Source organism: Rahnella victoriana (genome assembly GCF_021276285.1).
GTDB lineage: Bacteria > Pseudomonadota > Gammaproteobacteria > Enterobacterales > Enterobacteriaceae > Rahnella > Rahnella victoriana.
Map to the genome: position 1 here is coordinate 2799634 of NZ_CP089919.1, position 18774 is coordinate 2818407.

Annotated in this window: 17 protein-coding genes; 14 read left to right on the plus strand and 3 right to left on the minus strand. The window is 54.0% G+C overall.

The window, feature by feature from the left end; genetic code table 11:
* Window positions 1-51 precede the first annotated feature (51 nt).
* From sseB to J9880_RS13075, 12 genes are all read left to right on the plus strand, one after another.
* Entirely contained in the window at window positions 52-915 is an 864-nt protein-coding gene (gene sseB, locus J9880_RS13020) for an enhanced serine sensitivity protein SseB (protein WP_095923035.1), read from the plus strand.
* A gap of 222 nt (window positions 916-1137) precedes the next feature.
* Entirely contained in the window at window positions 1138-1563 is a 426-nt protein-coding gene (gene ndk / locus J9880_RS13025) for a nucleoside-diphosphate kinase (protein ID WP_013574367.1), read from the plus strand.
* Window positions 1564-1790: 227 nt separating this feature from the next.
* Window positions 1791-2990: a bifunctional tRNA (adenosine(37)-C2)-methyltransferase TrmG/ribosomal RNA large subunit methyltransferase RlmN gene (locus tag J9880_RS13030; RefSeq protein WP_095923034.1), complete on the plus strand. Its 1200-nt coding sequence runs from the start codon at window positions 1791-1793 to the stop codon at window positions 2988-2990.
* Between the two features lie 110 nt (window positions 2991-3100).
* Window positions 3101-3838, plus strand: a complete 738-nt coding sequence (pilW, locus tag J9880_RS13035; RefSeq protein ID WP_195817544.1) for a type IV pilus biogenesis/stability protein PilW — start codon at window positions 3101-3103, stop codon at window positions 3836-3838.
* Complete coding sequence (gene rodZ, locus J9880_RS13040) at window positions 3828-4829, plus strand: cytoskeleton protein RodZ (RefSeq protein WP_095923032.1); 1002 nt, start codon at window positions 3828-3830, stop codon at window positions 4827-4829. Before pilW ends, rodZ begins: the two co-directional genes overlap by 11 nt.
* Before the next feature lie 42 nt (window positions 4830-4871).
* Entirely contained in the window at window positions 4872-5993 is a 1122-nt protein-coding gene (gene ispG / locus J9880_RS13045) for a flavodoxin-dependent (E)-4-hydroxy-3-methylbut-2-enyl-diphosphate synthase (protein WP_095923031.1), read from the plus strand.
* Between the two features lie 260 nt (window positions 5994-6253).
* On the plus strand, window positions 6254-7528 hold the full coding sequence (gene hisS / locus J9880_RS13050) for a histidine--tRNA ligase (RefSeq protein WP_095923030.1): 1275 nt from the start codon (window positions 6254-6256) through the stop codon (window positions 7526-7528).
* A gap of 13 nt (window positions 7529-7541) precedes the next feature.
* The gene (locus tag J9880_RS13055; protein WP_119822670.1) at window positions 7542-8162 is read left to right on the plus strand and encodes a YfgM family protein; all 621 of its coding nucleotides are present in this window, start codon (window positions 7542-7544) and stop codon (window positions 8160-8162) included.
* 11 nt (window positions 8163-8173) lie between these two features.
* On the plus strand, window positions 8174-9355 hold the full coding sequence (gene bamB, locus J9880_RS13060; RefSeq protein WP_095923028.1) for an outer membrane protein assembly factor BamB: 1182 nt from the start codon (window positions 8174-8176) through the stop codon (window positions 9353-9355).
* 211 nt (window positions 9356-9566) lie between these two features.
* A complete protein-coding gene (der, locus tag J9880_RS13065) occupies window positions 9567-11051 on the plus strand; it encodes a ribosome biogenesis GTPase Der (RefSeq protein ID WP_095923027.1) in 1485 nt (494 codons plus the stop codon).
* A 69-nt stretch (window positions 11052-11120) separates the two neighbouring features.
* Entirely contained in the window at window positions 11121-12077 is a 957-nt protein-coding gene (locus J9880_RS13070; protein WP_095923026.1) for an AEC family transporter, read from the plus strand.
* Window positions 12078-12089: 12 nt separating this feature from the next.
* Window positions 12090-12320, plus strand: a complete 231-nt coding sequence (locus tag J9880_RS13075) for a zinc ribbon domain-containing protein (protein WP_232769444.1) — start codon at window positions 12090-12092, stop codon at window positions 12318-12320.
* Here the strand turns inward: J9880_RS13075 and J9880_RS13080 are convergent.
* The 3 genes from J9880_RS13080 to J9880_RS13090 all read right to left on the minus strand — a co-directional run bounded on the left by J9880_RS13080 (window position 12305) and on the right by J9880_RS13090 (window position 14840).
* Window positions 12305-12649, minus strand: coding sequence for a protealysin inhibitor emfourin (locus tag J9880_RS13080; RefSeq protein ID WP_095923024.1), 345 nt, complete (start codon window positions 12647-12649; stop codon window positions 12305-12307). The genes J9880_RS13075 and J9880_RS13080 overlap by 16 nt on opposite strands.
* Window positions 12650-13684 (minus strand): M4 family metallopeptidase, encoded by a 1035-nt coding sequence (locus J9880_RS13085; RefSeq protein WP_232769445.1) that lies wholly within the window; start codon window positions 13682-13684, stop codon window positions 12650-12652. It lies immediately after the preceding gene.
* A 73-nt stretch (window positions 13685-13757) separates the two neighbouring features.
* Complete coding sequence (locus J9880_RS13090; RefSeq protein ID WP_095923022.1) at window positions 13758-14840, minus strand: LacI family DNA-binding transcriptional regulator; 1083 nt, start codon at window positions 14838-14840, stop codon at window positions 13758-13760.
* 214 nt (window positions 14841-15054) lie between these two features.
* Between J9880_RS13090 and J9880_RS13095 the strand changes: the two genes are divergently transcribed.
* Window positions 15055-16368: an MFS transporter gene (locus J9880_RS13095; RefSeq protein WP_095923021.1), complete on the plus strand. Its 1314-nt coding sequence runs from the start codon at window positions 15055-15057 to the stop codon at window positions 16366-16368.
* A complete protein-coding gene (locus J9880_RS13100) occupies window positions 16365-18728 on the plus strand; it encodes a glycoside hydrolase family 31 protein (protein WP_232769446.1) in 2364 nt (787 codons plus the stop codon). The genes J9880_RS13095 and J9880_RS13100 overlap by 4 nt, the downstream gene beginning before the upstream one ends.
* The last annotated feature ends 46 nt before the right edge of the window (window positions 18729-18774 follow it).

Below are 18774 nucleotides of genomic sequence, written 5' to 3' on the forward strand. Positions count from 1 at the left end.
ACGGGGCGCTTAACAGCGCCCCGTTTTATACCATTACCGGAGTCAAGAAACATGAGTGTCCCACACGATCATCTTCCTGCTGGCGCGGCGGCGACCGACGGTGAAAACGAGCTGGAGCGTCTGCTCCGCCTGTCTGTCACCGCGCCTGCCTGGCGTCCGGCGTTTTATCAAACGTTGCTGGAATCCACCGTCTTTGTGCTGGGTGATGCAGGGCAGGATGACGCTGAAAAGCAGGGCAGTGTGGCGATCACCGCAGGCAGTGAACTGAATATTTTGCACTGGGAAAAACAGGACGGCAGCTCAATTATTCCTTTCTTTTCCTCAGTGGAGGTGCTGGAAAAAGCCAGTGCAGGCGAAAGCCCGGATGAGCAGGCGTTTGTCGCGCTGCCCGCCCGCGTATTGTTTGAAATGACACAGGGTGAAGAACTGTTCCTGAACCCGAAATCAGAGTACGGAAAGGAATTTTACCCGAGCGAAGTCACGCTGCTGCTGAGTAATGGCGGGCTGAATGCGCCGTCGGAACTGGTGCTGGATAAAGAAAGCCAGTTGCTGATCGGCCAGCCGGAAGAATACCCTTCTGCGATGATCGACGCGCTTACCACACTGTTTACGCAGAAAAAACCGGTGCGCCGCGCCTTTATGGCGCTGATCCATGACAAAGCGGTGGATGACCAGCCGAACCTGCTGATTGGTGTGGAAGCCGACGGCGATGAGCAGGAAATTGACGCGCTGATCCGCGAGGCGGGAAATGTGGCGAGTGAAACCTCTCCCGACGACCGTCCGGTGGATTTCTGTATCGTTTCCGAAAAAGAGCGCGGCATCAGCCATTATCTGATCAGCCACACCCAGCCGTTCTATCAGCGTAAGTGGGGAAGCTGGCTGCGCAACATTATTCCTTCCTCCGGTCAGGCTTAAAAGATCACGAAACCACAGGGGAAACGCCATTTTGCCCCTGCTTTGTTTAAGGGGAATGGGCGGTTTAGGTTCATTAGTGAATCAATCACGCATTTTTTTAATTAAATGTTGTGATTCGGGTAGGCAATCGTAACTTCGCTCCCTATAATCACCGCCATTTTACGGCAGGTATAACATTAAATTAACCGGCCCTACCTATAAAAGTCAGACAGAGGTTTTTTCATGACTATCGAACGCACTTTCTCCATCATCAAGCCAAACTCCGTAGCGAACAACGACATCGGCGCTATCTACGCACGTTTCGAGCGCGCGGGTTTCACCATCATCGCGTCTAAAATGCTGAAACTGACTAAAGAACAAGCTGAAGGTTTCTACGCAGAACACAAAGGTCGTCCTTTCTTCGACGGTCTGGTTGAGTTCATGACCTCTGGCCCAATCATGGTTCAGGTTCTGGAAGGCGAAAACGCCGTTCAGCGTAACCGTGACATCATGGGCGCGACTAACCCGGACAACGCACTGGCCGGTACCCTGCGTGCAGACTTCGCTGACAGCTTCACCGCTAACGCGGTTCACGGTTCTGACGCGGTAGAATCTGCACAACGCGAAATCGCTTACTTCTTCACCGAAAGCGAAATCTGCCCGCGTTAAGATTTTTGAGTCACCGTTGCTGGAAGATGTGCCGCAAATTCGCAAGAATTTTGTAACAGCCACTTTCCAAACATGGCAACTGTGCCCTAAAATTTGTACAATGTTGCGCCCCGAATGAGCCAGCCTCTTCGGGGCGCACTTTTATTTGCAGGCCAGCCGTTTTCTGTCAGGTCAGGCTCTGCACTTCCAATACGCCATAACGTGTAACAACGAGGCCATTTTTCATCATGTTAGAATCCAACACGTCCGAGCCAATCTTGTCTGAAAATAACGCTGTTTCCGCAGAAGCCGTGAACACTGTCGTGCCTGCTGCCGCCAAAATTAACCTTCTTGACCTTAACCGCAAACAGATGCGCGAGTTCTTTATCAACATGGGCGAAAAACCGTTCCGTGCTGATCAGGTCATGAAGTGGATGTATCACTACTGCAGCGATGATTTCGAGCAAATGACCGATATCAATAAAGCGCTGCGTGAAAAGCTGGCCCGCGTTGCCGAAATCCGTGCGCCGGAAGTCGCTTCTGAACAACGTTCAACCGATGGCACCATTAAATGGGCGATTCAGGTGGGCGGACAACTGGTCGAAACCGTGTATATCCCGGACGGCGACCGCGCAACGCTTTGCGTTTCCTCTCAGGTCGGCTGTGCGCTGGAATGTACGTTCTGTTCCACGGCGCAGCAGGGCTTTAACCGTAACCTGCGCGTGTCCGAAATTATCGGTCAGGTGTGGCGCGCGGCAAAAATTATCGGTGCCGCGAAAGTCGCGGGCACACGTCCGATCACCAACGTGGTGATGATGGGCATGGGCGAGCCGTTGCTGAACCTCAATAACGTGGTGCCGGCGATGGAAATCATGCTCGACGATTTCGGTTTTGGTCTGTCAAAACGTCGCGTGACGCTGTCCACATCAGGCGTAGTCCCTGCACTGGACAAACTGGGCGACATGATTGACGTCGCACTGGCGATTTCGCTGCATGCGCCAAACGACACCATTCGTGACGAAATCGTGCCGATCAACCGCAAGTACAATATCGACACCTTCCTGGCTGCCGTTGAGCGTTATATTGGCAAATCCAACGCCAATCAGGGCCGCGTCACCATTGAGTACGTTATGCTGGATCACATCAATGATGGTACCGAGCATGCGCACGAACTGGCGGAGCGTCTGAAAAATACGCCGTGCAAGATCAACCTGATCCCATGGAACCCGTTCCCGGGCGCGCCGTATGGCCGCAGCTCGAACAGCCGTATCGACCGCTTCTCAAAAGTGCTGATGGATTATGGCTTTACGGTTATCGTGCGTAAAACCCGTGGCGACGATATCGATGCCGCGTGTGGTCAGCTGGCCGGTGATGTGATCGACCGTACCAAACGTACGTTGAAGAAAAAAATGGCAGGCGAGCAGCAGATTTCCGTAAAAGCTGTCTGATCCTGACGTTGTGTGCGGGGCTTTACCATGCCGTTGCGGTGAAGCCCGCTGTTTTATTGTCGCTGGCAGGGTAAAGGGAATTAAGCATGACAATGAAGGGCAGTGTGAAAATGTTGATCGTCACCGGCATGACGGTGGCTTTACTGGCAGGATGCGCCGGTTCCCCGAAAAAAACGCAACAGGCCAGTGGGGCGGCACAAACGCGCCTCGAACTTGGCATGGCTTATCTGAATCAGGGGAACATGGACGCGGCAAAGCAGAATCTGCAAAGTGCCGCTGACAGCGCGCCACAGGATTATCGTACACAGCTGGGTATGGCGCTTTACGAGCAAAAAAACGGCAATCAGAAAGCAGCGGAAAGCCGCTACCAGCAAGCGTTGCAGCTGGCACCGCAAAATGGGACGGTCTTAAATAATTACGGTGCGTTTTTGTGTAGTTTAGGGCAGTATGTACCGGCACAACAGCAGTTTAGCGCCGCAGCTAACGCGCCTGATTACGGTCAGGTTGCTGACAGTCTGGAAAATGCAGGCTACTGTTTTCTGAAGGCCAATCAGAATGAGGAAGCGCGAGTGTTACTAAGCCGGGCATTGAAAGTTGATCCCGATAAAGGCGCACCCTTGCTGACTGAGGCAACCAAAGAATTTGGGGAAGGGAACCGCGCTCAGGCGAAACTATTACTGGATGTATATCAACATGTTCTGCCAGCCACAGCTGACAGCCTTATGTTGCAAATTCGATTCGCTGCGTTAGCGGGCAACCCGGATAGCGTTCAACGCTACGGTAAGCAACTTGCGCGTAGTTATCCACAATCTAAACAGTACCAGCAGTTCTTAGCCAATGAATACTGAAGCCCCTCAAGAAAATAATGCAAAACTGACGACAGGCGAACGTCTGCGTCAGGCTCGTGAACAGTTAGGTCTCAGTCATCAGGCCGTTGCAGAACGCCTGTGTCTGAAAGTCTCAACTATTCGCCAAATCGAAGAAGAAACGACGCCGGCCGATCTTGCGCCGACTTTCCTGCGTGGTTATCTCCGTTCTTACGCCAAACTGGTTCATGTACCTGAAGAAGAATTATTAGGTCTGATCGGTAAACAAGCGCCGATTAAAGTGCCAAAAGTGGCTTCCATGCAGGGATTCTCGCTCGGTAAGTCTCGCAAAAAACGCGATGGCTGGCTGATGGGCTTTACCTGGCTGGTGGTGTTTGTGGTGATTGGCCTGACGGGTGCGTGGTGGTGGCAAAATCATCAGGCGCAGCAGCAGGAAATCGCAACCATGGCCGACCAGTCATCGGCACAGCTGAATCAGGATAACGGCCAGGGGCAAACTATTCCTCTGGGCGATAACGCGAATTCAGCGCCAACTACCGATGACACCTCTGCTCCGGCACCGGATGCAGCATCCACCGCGCCAGAGCAACAAAACAGTATTCCGCTGAACACCACGCCGGGTGCAGCCGCAAGCAACGCGCCTGCAGCCTCGGGGACACCAGCGGATCAGGCACCTGCAGCGGTGTCGACCAGCCAGCCTCCTGCCACTGCGGAAAATGGCCTGCCAACCGGTGATGCACAAACTGCTGCGGCAGCGGGTGTGGATCCAGAAGCGGTCACATTTACCTTTAAAGCAGATTGCTGGTTCCAGATTGATGACGCGTCAGGGAAAACCCTGTTCAGCGGCATGAAAAAAGGCGGTGAAACCTTCAGCGTGAAGGGGACTGCGCCATATAAACTGAAAATCGGTGCGCCGGGTGCAGTGGATATCCAGTTCCAGGGCAAACCGGTGGATTTAAGTCGTTTTGTAAAATCAAGCCGTGTTGCGCGCCTGACCTTAGCTGCCGAGTAATCGGCAGTTTTTCAGACGGTTGCAACGATGGAGAGAGAAGTAATGCATAACCAGTCACCCATTACCCGTCGCAAATCAACCCGGATTTATGTCGGCAAGGTGCCTGTCGGTGACGGAGCACCGATTGCTGTACAATCGATGACCAACACCCGCACCACAGATGTGGCGGCAACCGTCGCACAGATCAAATCACTGGAGCGCGTCGGTGTTGATATTGTTCGAGTTTCTGTGCCTACCATGGATGCGGCTGAAGCCTTCAAACTGATCAAGCAGCAGGTGAATGTCCCGCTGGTTGCAGATATTCATTTCGATTACCGCATCGCCCTGCAGGTTGCAGAATACGGCGTGGATTGCCTGCGTATTAATCCGGGCAACATCGGTAACGAATCCCGCATCCGCTCCGTGGTGGATTGCGCGCGCGACAAAAATATTCCTATCCGTATCGGTGTGAACGGTGGCTCTCTGGAAAAAGACATCCAGGAAAAGTACGGTGAACCTACGCCGGAAGCACTGCTGGAATCCGCTATGCGTCACGTCGATATTCTCGACCGTCTCAACTTTGACCAGTTTAAAGTCAGCGTAAAAGCTTCTGACGTTTTCCTGGCCGTTGAGTCCTACCGCCTGCTGGCCAAACAGATTGTTCAGCCGCTGCACCTCGGGATTACCGAAGCCGGGGGCTTGCGTGCTGGTTCCGTTAAATCGGCGATCGGTTTAGGCCTGCTGCTTTCTGAAGGTATCGGTGACACGCTGCGTATTTCGCTGGCAGCCGATCCGGTTGAAGAAGTCAAAGTTGGTTTCGATATCCTAAAATCCCTGCGCATCCGCTCCCGTGGTATCAACTTTATTGCCTGCCCGACCTGTTCGCGTCAGGAGTTTGATGTCATCGGCACCGTGAATGCCCTGGAACAACGTCTGGAAGATATCATTACGCCAATGGATGTCTCGATCATCGGGTGTGTGGTAAACGGTCCGGGCGAAGCACTGGTTTCCACCCTGGGTGTGACCGGCGGTCATAATAAAAGCGGTTTCTATGAAGACGGCGTCCGTCAGAGAGAGCGTTTTGATAACAACGATATGATCGACCAGTTAGAAGCAAAAATTCGCGCCAAAGCAGCGCTGATGGATGAGAGTAAACGTATCGTTATCAATCATCTTGAAAAGTAACATCGGGTGCGGGTCATAATACTTATACCCAAATAATTCGTGTTGCACAAAGGCGGCAATCGAGCGAATCCCGGGAGCTTACTCAGGTAAGTGATTCGGGGGAGTGAGGACAGCCAACGCATCTGCGACCCGAAGAATGACGGGTATAGACCTGCATTATTATAGTGAACCCGTTGGGGTGATTGAGACTGTGCGTTGAACCACAGCCCACAAAGCCCCTATAATCGGGTTCATTTTTTATAAAACGATAGAGAACTGACGTGGCAAAGAATATCCAGGCCATTCGCGGCATGAACGACTACCTGCCTGAAGATACCGCACTGTGGCAACGCATCGAAGGATCGTTGAAACATGTGCTCGGCAGCTACGGCTACAGTGAAATCCGTATGCCGATTGTAGAGCAGACCCCATTGTTTAAACGCGCTATCGGTGAAGTGACCGACGTCGTGGAAAAAGAAATGTATACCTTTGACGACCGCAACGGCGAAAGCCTGACGCTGCGTCCGGAAGGTACGGCGGGCTGCGTGCGCGCCGGTATTGAACATGGTCTGCTGTACAATCAGGAACAGCGTCTGTGGTACATCGGTCCGATGTTCCGCTACGAGCGCCCGCAGAAAGGCCGCTATCGTCAGTTTAATCAGCTGGGTGTGGAAGTCTTTGGCCTGCAAGGCCCGGACGTTGATGCCGAATTGATCCTGCTGACCGCCCGCTGGTGGCGTGCGCTGGGTATTTCAGAACATGTTGCGCTTGAGCTGAACTCTATCGGTTCACTGGAAGCCCGCGCCAACTACCGTGATGCGCTGGTGGCTTTCCTCGAGCAGCACAAAGACAAACTGGATGAAGACTGCAAGCGTCGCATGTACAGCAATCCGCTGCGCGTTCTGGACTCTAAAAATCCCGATATTCAGGCGTTATTAAATGATGCACCGGAACTCGGTGATTACCTTGATGATGAATCAAGAGAACACTTTGCAGGTCTGTGTGAACTTTTAGAGCAGTCTGGTATCCCATATACGGTTAATCAGCGACTTGTGCGCGGTCTGGATTATTACAACCGCACCGTGTTCGAATGGGTAACCCGCAGTTTAGGTTCACAAGGTACCGTGTGTGCCGGTGGCCGTTACGACGGTCTGGTCGAACAACTGGGCGGTCGTGCCACACCGGCAGTCGGTTTCGCCATGGGGCTGGAGCGTCTGGTATTACTGGTTCAGGCCGTAAACCCGGACTTCAAAGCACCGGCAACCGTCGATGCCTACGTGATTTCTTCCGGTGCCGGTACGCAAAGCGCGGCCATGCAACTGGCTGAAACACTGCGTGATGCATTGCCTGAGCTGAAAGTGATGACTAACTACGGTGGCGGTAACTTCAAGAAACAATTCGCCCGTGCTGATAAATGGGGTGCGCGTGTTGCCCTGGTATTAGGCGAAACTGAAGTCGCTAACCAGCAGATCGTTGTTAAAGATCTGCAGAGTGGAACGCAAGAAACGCTGGCGCAGAGCGAAATCGCCGCGCGTCTGGCTTCGATGTTGGGTTAAGGAGAAGGACACTGTGGAAGTCTATACCACTGAGAATGAACAGGTTGATGCTGTACGTCGCTTCTTTGCCGAAAACGGTAAAGCGCTGGCCATCGGCGTGGTTCTGGGTATTGCAGCCCTGGGCGGCTGGCGTTTCTGGCAGAGTCATCAGGACTCAGCCCTGACGGAAGCTTCTGCGTCTTTCCAGCAAGCTAATCAGTCGCTGACCAGCAATAACGCGAAAGGCGTGGCTGATCTCGAAAAATTTGCTCAGAGCAATGACAATAACTACGGGGTGTTTGCTGCCCTGCAACTGGCTGATCATTTTGTCGGGACTCACGATTTCGCCAATGCTGAAAAGCAGTTAGCGCAGGCGCAAGGTCAGGCTAAAGAAGATAATTTACATTCGCTGGTGAACTTACGTCTGGCTCGTGTCCAGATGCAGCAAGGCAAATTTGATGATGCACTCAAAACGTTAGACGGCGTGAAGGGTGAAGGCTGGACGGCTATGCAGCAAGGCATCCGTGGTGATGTTCTGCTTGCGAAAGGCGATGCAAAAGGTGCACGTGAAGCCTACAGCAAAGGACTCGATTCTAAACCCTCTCAAACGCTGCAAACCGTGCTGCGTATGAAATTGAACAACTTAGCCAGCTAAGGGGAACCCCGATGCAATTGCGTAAAACACTCTTGGTAGGATGGGTTTCTGTTGCCCTGCTGAGTGGCTGTTCATTGTTTAACAGCGAAGAAGACGTGGTAAAAATGTCTCCGCTGCCAAAAGTTGAGAACCAGTTTACTCCGACAAAAGTATGGAGCAAATCCGTAGGCGATGGCATTGGCGAATTCTATTCCAACCTGCGCCCGGCCTGGCAGGACAGCACCATTTTTGCCGCTGACCGTTTTGGTGTGGTCAAAGCACTGGACGCAGACAGCGGTAAAGAAAAATGGAGCGTTAACCTTTCTGAGAAGACCGGGTTCCTCTCCAGAAATATTTCCGCGCAGCTCTCTGGCGGTCTGACGGTTTCCGGCGATCACGTCTACGTCGGCAGCGAAAAAGCCATTGTTTATGCATTAAACACAAGTGATGGTAAAATCGCCTGGCAGACCAAAGTCGCGGGCGAAGCATTGTCCCGTCCGGTGGTCAGCGATGGTCTGGTTCTGGTTCACACCGGCAACGGCATGTTGCAGGGTCTGAATGAATCCGACGGTACCATTCAGTGGACCGCTAACCTGGATATGCCAACCCTGTCTCTGCGTGGCGAATCTGCCCCGGCCGTGGCCTTTGGTGCTGCGATTGTCGGTGGCGATAATGGCCGCGTCAGTGCCGTGCTGATGAAAGAAGGTCAGTTGATCTGGCAACAACGTATTTCTCAGACCACGGGTACCACTGAAATTGACCGTCTGAGTGATGTGGATACCACGCCGGTTGTTGTTGATGGCGTAGTGTATACGCTGGCGTATAACGGCAATCTGGCCGCGATGGATCTGCGTTCCGGTCAGGTCATGTGGAAACGTGATGTCGGTTCCGTCAATGACATCATTGTTGATGCAGGCCGTATCTACATGGTTGATCAGGATGACCGCGTGATGGCGCTTGATACACAAGGCGGTGTCAGCCTGTGGCGTCAAAGTGATTTGCTGCACCGTAACCTGACAGCGCCTGTGCTGTATAATGGTTACATTGTGGTCGGCGATTCCGAAGGCTATCTGCACTGGATTAACACCACTGATGGTCGTTTCGTTGCTCAGCAGAAAGTCGACAGCGATGGCTTCCTGAGTGCGCCGATTGTGGCAAGTGACAAGCTGGTTGTGCAGGCGAAGGGTGGCGAAGTTTACTCCTTCACCCGTTAATATCGCGACCGGCATCTGGCTCTGAGATCGGTTGATCCCGGGCTTTAAAACGGCTCCTGAATTGCTCAGGGGCCGTTTCGTATTCTGAAATCTGCGTAATCGTGAATGACGGATTGCGCTGTAACAATTTGAATTATAGTGGTTTGTATCGAAATTCTACAGGCCAGCTATTTGCGTTTAGCACCACCTATAAAAACACTGAGGCTTCAAAATGATACCTGTCGTTGCGCTTGTTGGGCGCCCGAATGTGGGTAAATCCACTTTATTTAACCGTTTAACCAAAACGCGTGATGCGCTGGTGGCGGATTTCCCGGGGCTTACGCGTGACCGCAAGTATGGTCGTGCCGAAATTGAGGGTAATGAATTCATCATCGTGGATACCGGCGGTATCGACGGTACCGAAGATGGCGTTGAAACCCGCATGGCAGGGCAGTCTCTGCTGGCAATCGAAGAAGCGGATATCGTGTTGTTCATGGTCGATGCCCGCGCGGGTCTGATGCCAGCCGATCAGGGTATCGCCCAGCATCTGCGCAGCCGCGAAAAAGCCACTTTCCTGGTCGCGAACAAAACGGACGGTCTGGATCCGGACAGCGCCACCGGTGATTTCTATTCACTCGGTTTGGGCGACGTGTACGCCATCGCCGCTTCACATGGCCGCGGTGTCACACAGCTGATCGAACACGTGCTGATCCCGTTCGTAGGTGAAAAGCCGGAAGAAGTTGAGCTGACCGAAGAAGAGGCAAACGCCGCTTACTGGGCCGAGCAGGAAGCGACCGGTGACGAAATTCCTGAAGACGAAGAAGACGATTTTGATCCGCAGTCTCTGCCAATCAAACTGGCGATTGTCGGGCGTCCGAACGTAGGTAAGTCCACACTGACTAACCGTATTCTCGGTGAAGAACGTGTTGTGGTGTACGACATGCCGGGCACCACCCGCGACAGTATTTATATCCCGATGAACCGTGACGATCGTGAATACGTTCTTATCGATACAGCCGGTGTGCGTAAACGCGGCAAAGTCACTGAAACCGTGGAGAAATTCTCGGTAATCAAAACGCTTCAGGCCATTGAAGATGCTAACGTGGTGATGCTGGTGATCGATGCCCGCGAAGGCATTTCCGATCAGGATCTCTCGCTGTTAGGCTTTATCCTCAATAGCGGGCGCTCACTGGTTATCGTGGTTAACAAGTGGGATGGCATGAGCGAAGAAGCGCGTGCTCAGGTGAAAGACCAGCTGGATCTGCGTCTTGGCTTCGTCGATTTTGCCCGTATTCACTTCATCTCTGCGCTGCACGGCAGCGGCGTCGGTAACCTGTTTGAGTCCGTGAACGAAGCCTACACCTGCGCAACTACGCGTGTGAGCACTTCCTTACTGACCCGTATCATGCAAATGGCGGCTGACGATCACCAGCCACCGCTGGTGAACGGTCGCCGCGTGAAACTGAAATACGCGCACGCCGGGGGTTATAACCCGCCAATCGTGGTGATCCACGGTAATCAGGTGAAAGATCTGGCCGATTCCTATAAACGCTATCTGATGAACTATTTCCGTCGTTCACTGAAAGTCATGGGTACGCCAATCCGTATTCAGTTCAAAGAGGGTGAGAACCCGTTTGAAGGCAAGCGTAATACGCTGACGCCAAATCAGCTGCGTAAACGTAAACGCCTGATGTCTCACCTGAAAAAAAGCAAGTAATCCGCAAGCGGGGCGCATAAGAATGTGCCCCTTTTTTTCGTCTCATTTTCCCCGCAAGGAGCTGGCTGGATGTTCTGGCAGACCTGGAGTTTTGCATTTGGTGTTACGGTCCCCAACTTACTGATTTTGTTACTGGGTGTGGTGCTGCGTCGCACCGGCCTGATGGATGACAGCTTCAATGAGAAAGCCAGCCGGTTAGTGTTTAATATTGCCTTACCTTGCCTGCTTTTCTTCAGTGTGGCGCAGGGACATGACTCCTCAGGTTCAAACCTGCCGCTGGCCATTTACGGTGGCCTTGGCACCGTCGTTTCATTCCTGTTGCTGGAACTGGTGGCAATAAAACTGGTGAAGGATCCGCGTGAGCGCGGTATTTTCGTGCAGGGCGGTTTCCGCGCTAATACCGGCATCGCAGGGCTGGCGTATGCGTCACTGGCCTTCGGCAGTGAAGGGATTGCGCTGGGATCGATGTATCTGGCCGTTACGGTGATTTTGTTCAACGTATTGTCGGTGATCACCCTGACCCGCAGCCTGAAGGGCGGCCATGGCAAGCGTATCGGGCTGAAGCCGGTTCTGTACGGGGTCGTGACTAACCCGCTGATTATCGGTCTGGTGCTCGGGCTGGCATTCCAGTACAGCCATCTGCCGATGCCTGCCACCCTTGCCAGTACCGGGAATTTTATTTCCGGCATGGCGTTACCGCTGGCGATGCTCTGCGCGGGTGCCAGCCTTGACTGGCAAGCCATGTTCCGCAGTTCCAATGTGGCGGCCTGGTCTTCTGCATCACGTGTGATCTTCGTGCCTGCACTGATGACGTTCGGCGCGTGGCTGTTCGGGTTTCGCGACGCGGCACTTGGGGTTATATTTCTGTTTTCCTGCACGCCGACGGCGGCAGGCAGCTATGTCATGACCCGCGCGATGGGCGGCAACGCCACGCTGGCAGCGAACATTATTGCCGTCACCACGTTGGGTTCATTTTTCACGACCGCACTGGGCCTGTATTTACTGCGAACGCTGGGTGTTATTTAGAAGGGGAATACCATGGAAGCTCTTTGTCCGGTCTGCCGTCAGCCGATGAACTGGGTAAGCGGTCACTTTCACTGTGATGCCTGTCAGATCGATTATAAGCAAACGGCATTATGCCCGGATTGCCAGCAACCGTTGCAGGAACTGAAAGCCTGCGGCGCGGTCGATTACTTCTGCCAAAACGGGCACGGGATGATTTCGAAAAAACGGGTACAGTTTATTTATTCCCCTTATTCAGAAGAGTGATCGTCCGGCGGCGCCTGTTTCCATAAATCCACCAGTTCTTCCGGGGTTTCGGTTTCAGGAATAATCACCACCAGACTGGCCGAATGCTCTGCCGACGCATAGTAAATCTCCAGCCGGAAATAACGCTGGTCTCCATGACCGGCGTTTTCTTTTTCCTGAGCATACGGCAGGGCTTTGTTGATGAGCTGGCAAATTTCCCGCCGCTTGTCATCACTCATGCCTGAAAGTTCCACCCGTCGTGGCCCGCTGAGTTTGGGAATAAACGCGATGCCGCCTTCGCGGTAAATTTCAATCACCGCATTACTTTCCAGCGAATCTAAAGGTTTCATTTACATCACTCCAACCTGCTCCCAGGCTTCACGCACCGCCTGAGCGACGGAAGCGTCAAATCGTTTTTCCGCATGCTGAACCGTCAGTTGAGCGAACGTGACGAAATCGGCATCTTTCGGCAGGGATTTATCGCAAATCGTGTCGTACCAGACGTAACCTGCACGTTCCCAGGCGTGACCGCCCAGTGCCGTGGCGGCCAGATAAAATGCGCGGTTTGGGATGCCTGAATTAATGTGGACGCCGCCATTATCGTCGCGGGTATTCACATAGCCGCTCATGTCGGCGGGTTGCGGATCTTTACCCAGCAGCGGATCGTCGTAGGCGGTACCGGGGTGAGACATCGAGCGCAGACCGGTGCCATGAATGCCTTTTGCCAGCAAGCCTTCGCCAATAATCCAGTCGGCCTGATCCGCCGTCTGTTTCAGATGGAACTGTTTCACCAGCGAGCCAAACACATCCGACATTGATTCGTTCAGCGCGCCCGACTGGCCGTTATATTCCAGACCGGCTTCCGTTTCGGTCACGCCGTGCGACAGCTCATGCCCGACCACGTCGATGGCAATGGTGAAACGGTTGAAGATTTCGCCGTCACCGTCGCCAAAGACCATCTGCTGCCCGTTCCAGAAGGCGTTCTGATAACCTTTGTCGTAATGCACCGTGCCAAGCAGCGCCAGCCCTTTGTTATCGAGGGAATTTCGCTGATAGGCCTGCCAGAAGAAATCATAGGTGACGCCGAGATAATCATAGGCTTCATCCACCGAGACATCGCCGTTACCGGGCTGACCTTCTTTTCGCACGGACTCACCCGGCAGGCGGGTGGTATTTTTGGCATCGTAAATATCCCGCTCTGCCTGTCCCGCTTTGGCTGTCACGATTTTTTGCGGTTTGGCGTAAGGCTGCGCCATCAGGGTATTCACATGCACCAGGGTTTGTTTTGCACACCGGCGCTGCGGTTCTGAACCGTGCTCAATAATACGATTGAGCATGTAGGGCGGGATCACGCTGTGGTAACGCTTTGCTGAACTGTGATTCATGATGAATCTCCTTATCAAAAGAGTCACTGGTCAGTATAGGACCGCTGCGCGTTCCGTCGGTCAAAGATGAGATTTATCTGTCCGGCTGCGGGTCATACAACGTATGCGGATGACAGGTCACGGCGCGTCCGGTGGCTTTCCTGACCGATTCGCGCACCACCAGTTTCCCCTGTAACAACTGCGTGGTGTGGGGCGCATCGGGGCGTAACATGCGACGCTGCAACAGGGAAATGGCTTCTGCGCCCAGTTCATCGCGCGGGACGTGCACCGCCGTCAGCGGGACGTCGTGGATCTCCGCCAGATTGAATCCGTCAGTGCTGAGGACGCTGATATCGCCCGGCACCGAATACCCGCGCTGAGCCAGTGCCGCCACAATGCCGGACGCCATGAAATCTCCCCCGGCCAGAATGGCCGTCGGCATCGGCTGGCCGGGCGGTAAGGCATCGAGATATTCCAGCAAGGCCTGTTCGCTTTCCTGCGCACCGAATCCTGAGGTATTCAGCAAATGCTGGCTGTCACTGAAGGTCATATGATGGCGGGCGAACGCCTGTCTGATGCCGGTAAGGCGCAATTCCATGGTATGACGGCGCAGACACTGCACGGTCACGATATGGTTATGCCCCTGAGAAAACAGGTAGTCGCAGGCGAAATCGCCCATGGTCTGATGATCCGGACTGACGCTGTCGTGACGCATATGGCGGTCATGACAATTGACCAGCACGCACGGTTTGCCCATCTCGGCAGCGAGCTGATGAATGTGCGGATCGTCGATACCGACCAGCAACACGGCTTCGGTCTGCGGATCGGTCATTTTGGCGATGAACAGCGCAGCATCGGCGTTTTCTTCTTCCATCGCACAATACCGGACGCGCACTTCATGATGGGCAGTGGCCGCCAGAATGCCCTGGATCACTTTGTAGTAAAAAATATCACTGCGCACATCAAAGGCGCGAGCCGGTGCAAAAATCAAAATGTTGTTGAGCATCAGCCTGCCGGTGGAAAGCTCGTTCAGCACCCCCTGCGCTTTGGCGCATTCAAGCACGGCGTCACGCGCCTTGCTGCTGGTGTTATTTTTCCCGGCTAAAACCCGCGAAACGGTACTGATCGACAACCCTGTCTGGTCGGCAATTTTCTGGATATTTAACTTTCCTTTCAAACTGTGATCTCCTTCAAAATCGTCCCTGCAAAAATTTTCATATCAGAAGATGTGCTGCCTGTGAGCATTTATCCTCCCTGACTTCCCGGTGCAGTTATAGCGTGAAAGCTTTTGCAAAAAATCACGTTTCCCTCACAAATCCGTGTGCCTACTCTGCAGAAGTACCTCACATACCACATCATCTGCGGCAAGGCCGACGGGTGGGAGAACGGACATGACAATTCAAATAAATACCGGGACAGCTGCGGTCGCAGGACGCAGAAAAATAAAAGCCTTACGCTGGTGGATGCTGGCGCTGTTTCTGCTTGGCGTGACAGTCAACTACGTCACCCGAAATTCACTGGGGTTACTGGCGGCTGAACTGAAAACCAGCCTGAACATGACCACTGAACAATATTCTTATATCGTCGCGGCGTTTCAGGCGGCTTACACCATTTTCCAGCCATTGTGCGGCTGGCTGATTGATGTGATTGGCCTGAAGCTGGGCTTCCTGATTTGCGCCTCCATCTGGGCAGTGGTGTGTATGCTGCATGCGGGCGCGGGCAGTTGGATCCAGCTTGCCGTGCTGCGCTTCTTTATGGGCAGCGCCGAAGCGGCGGCCACACCGGCCAACGCCAAAGCCATTTCCGACTGGTTCCCGCGCAAAGAGCGTCCGGTTGCCGCGGGCTGGGCAGGCGTGGGCTTCTCGATTGGTGCCATGCTGGCTCCGCCGATTATTCTGGTGGCGCATGTGTCATTTGGCTGGCGCGGTGCGTTCCTGTTCTGCGGCGTGCTGTCGATGTTATGGGTTCTGCTGTGGTGGAAGTTCTACCATTCACCGGAAACCCATCCGAATCTGAGCAAAGATGAACTGGCGCTGATCCGCTCTGACAACGAGCCGCAACAAACGCGTCTGCCGTTTATCAAATCGCTGAAGATCGTCTGCAAAAACAAAAAATTCTACGGTATCGCCATTCCGGCATTTCTGGCTGAACCTGCGTGGGCGGTGTTCAGTTTCTGGGTGCCGCTGTATCTGGCTAACGAACGCGGAATGGATTTAAAACACATTGTGATGTTTGCCTGGCTGCCGTTCCTGGCCGCCGACCTCGGCAGTATTGCCAGCGGCTACCTCACCACGCTGTACCGCAAAGTGTTTGGCTGCACCCGCATTAACTCCATCGTCGCCAGCTCCGTCACCGGCGCATTTATGATGCTCTCGCTGGCACTGGTTGCCGTGACGCAAAGCCCGTACGCCGCCATTGCTCTGATTTCCATCGGCGGGTTCGGTCATCAGGTGATTTCCTGCATGTTGAGCGCGGTGGTGGTGGAGACATTCGATAAAAGTCAGGTGGCGACGGTCAACGGTATGCGCGGTTCCTCCGCATGGATCGCCAGCTTCCTGTTTTCACTGCTGATCGGCGCAGTTGCCGACAAAATGGGTTTCAATCCGCTGTTTATCGCGATGGGTTTCTTTGATTTGATTGGCGCAGTCTTCCTGATTGCTCTGATCGCTGAACGCCGCAATCCGGCTAAAAGGGAGAGTGTATGAAGACGTTAAAACACTGGGAGCTTGCCGGGCAACATGACGCAGGCGTGGATTTGCGCGTTGATGATAAGCATCTGTTTTCTCTGCGCGTGCTGGAGCAGGGGCTGGTCCGCGTGTTTATCCAGCGTCATGGTGAACTGGCGCTGGATCGTACCTGGAGCATCGCGCCGCAAAATGACGTGCCGTGGGAAGGGCGTGACCGCCTGAGCAACGACGGTTTCACCGTGCCGGGTTATCAGCTGACGCAGGGCGATGACCATCTGATACTGACCACTGACGCGCTGCGCGTTACGGTTCATCAGCCGTTGTGGCTGGAATGGGAATACAAAAACGAGGCGGGTACCTGGTTGCCGCTGGCGAAGGATCGTAAAACCGGCGCCTACATGCTCGGCGTGAAAGGGGACGAATCCGCACACTATCAGCTGCGCGAACCGCAGGACGGCGTGTTCGGGCTGGGCGAAAAAGCCGGTGATCTCAACCGCAGCGGCCGCCGCTTCGAAATGCGCAATCTGGACGCGATGGGCTATAACGCCGCCAGCACCGATCCGCTGTATAAACATATTCCGTTTACGATGACCCGCCGCAATGACGTCAGTTTCGGCATGTTCTACGACAATCTCAGCAATGTCTGGCTGGATCTCGGCAATGAACTGGACAATTACCATCTGCCATACCGTCGTTTCAGTGCGGAAGCCGGTGATCTGGATTACTACCTGTTTGTCGGGCCGACCTCGCTGGACGTCACCAAAAAGCTGGTCAGGCTGACCGGTAAAACCACCTTCGGGCCAAAATGGAGCCTCGGCTACAGCGGTTCCACCATGTATTACACCGATGCGCCGGATGCCCAGCAGCAGCTGATGAAATTCATCACGCTGTGCGAACAGCATGAAATTCCATGCGATTCATTCCAGTTATCATCGGGTTACACCTCGATCGGCAACAAGCGCTACGTCTTTAACTGGAACTATGACAAAGTGCCTGAGCCGGAAGTGATGTCGAAAGCGTTTCTTGACGCCGGTATCCGCCTGGCGGCAAACATCAAACCTTGCCTGTTGCAGGATCATCCGCAATACGGGCAGGTCGCTGAGCAGGGATTATTTATCCGCGACAGCGAAAGCGACGTGCCGGAACGCTCTGTGTTCTGGGATGACGAAGGCTCGCATCTGGACTTCACCCATCCTTCCGCCGTGCGCTGGTGGCAAAATGGCGTGACGCAACAGTTGCTTGCAAAAGGCATCGGCTCGACGTGGAACGACAACAACGAATATGAAGTCTGGGACCGTGATGCACGCTGCCATGGTTTCGGTAAATCCATCGCCATCAAACATATCCGCCCGGTGATGCCGCTGCTGATGATGCGTGCGTCGTTTGAAGCGCAGCAGAAATTTGCGCCGGAAACCCGTCCGTACCTGATTTCCCGTTCCGGCTGTTCCGGCATGCAGCGTTACGTGCAAACCTGGAGCGGTGACAACCGAACCAACTGGCAGACGCTGCGCTACAACACGCGCATGGGGATTGGCATGAGTCTGTCCGGTTTGTACAACGTCGGGCATGACGTCGGCGGGTTCTCAGGCGATAAGCCGGATGCCGAACTCTTTGTCCGTTGGGTGCAAAACGGCGTGATGCATCCGCGTTTCACCATTCATTCCTGGAACGATGATCACACCGTGAACGAGCCGTGGATGTATCCGCAGGTGACGCCGCTTATCCGCGATGCCATTCGTCTGCGTTACCGCCTTCTGCCGTATTTCTACACCTTGTTGTGGCAGGCGCATGCGGATGACGAGCCGATGTTGCGGCCGACATTCCTCGATCACGAGCACGATAAAAATACCTTTGTGGAAACGGATGATTTCCTGATGGGCCGGGATTTGCTGGTCGCCAGTGTGGTCGATGAAGGCCAGCGTGAGCGTCAGGTTTATCTGCCGGATAACGGCATTGGCTGGTGCGATTTCTACACCGGCGAATGGTTTGCGGGGGGGCAGACAATCACGCGGAATGCGCCGCTGGATCGCCTGCCGCTGCTGGTGCGTGCGGGGGCTGCGTTGCCACAATCCTGCCGTCTGGCACATGTCGATATCCGCAAAGATACGCTGCGTGAGTTGCATGTGTATCCGGCACCGGGTCAGGCGACATCCTCAGGGTTGCTGTTCGAGGACGACGGCGAAAGTCATCGCTGGGAACAGAATCATGCGTTGTGGCTGAACTGGGATATTGTCAGTGACGATCAGCGAATCGAGATCACGCTGACGCAGCGCGGCGATTTCAAACCTGGCTGGAAAACGCTGGATATCGTGTTGCCGGAAGGTGAAACGCGCGAAGTGCGGGTCAATGGTATGAAGACCAACAGCTATAATTTGTAAGCTTTTCAATCTCCTCTCCCCGTCTCCCCCTGCGAAGGGGGAGACG